1 protein-coding gene is annotated in these 318 nt (G+C 76.4%); it reads right to left on the minus strand.

The window, feature by feature from the left end; all coding sequences use genetic code 11:
* Positions 1-131 precede the first annotated feature (131 nt).
* Positions 132-318: SpoIIE family protein phosphatase (locus IF54_RS40285; protein WP_037821276.1), on the minus strand; the 187-nt coding region annotated here is incomplete at its 5' end.

Here is a 318-nt window from a genome sequence, read left to right on the forward strand (position 1 = left end):
GACCTGGGCGGTACGGGGCCACCCCCTGTGGACCGTCCCCGACGGCAGCCGCGGCCCGCTGCTCCGGGCCCTCGCGTCGACCCGGCACAGGGGCGGCACCACCACCCCGGGGCGTCGGCGGGCCCGCCGCGTCACAGGCGGATGACCACGAGAGCGGTGTCGTCGGCGTTGCCCGTGGGCGGCAGCAGATCGGTCAGCAGCGCGTCCGCCAGGTCCTCGGGGCCGGCCTCCCGGTGGGCGCCGAGGGAGCGGGCCAGACGGGTGAGACCGATGTCGATGTCCTCGGTACGGCGTTCGACCAGCCCGTCCGTGTAGAGG

This window comes from Streptomyces sp. NRRL B-3229, from assembly GCF_000719505.1.
Lineage (GTDB): Bacteria > Actinomycetota > Actinomycetes > Streptomycetales > Streptomycetaceae > Streptomyces > Streptomyces griseorubiginosus.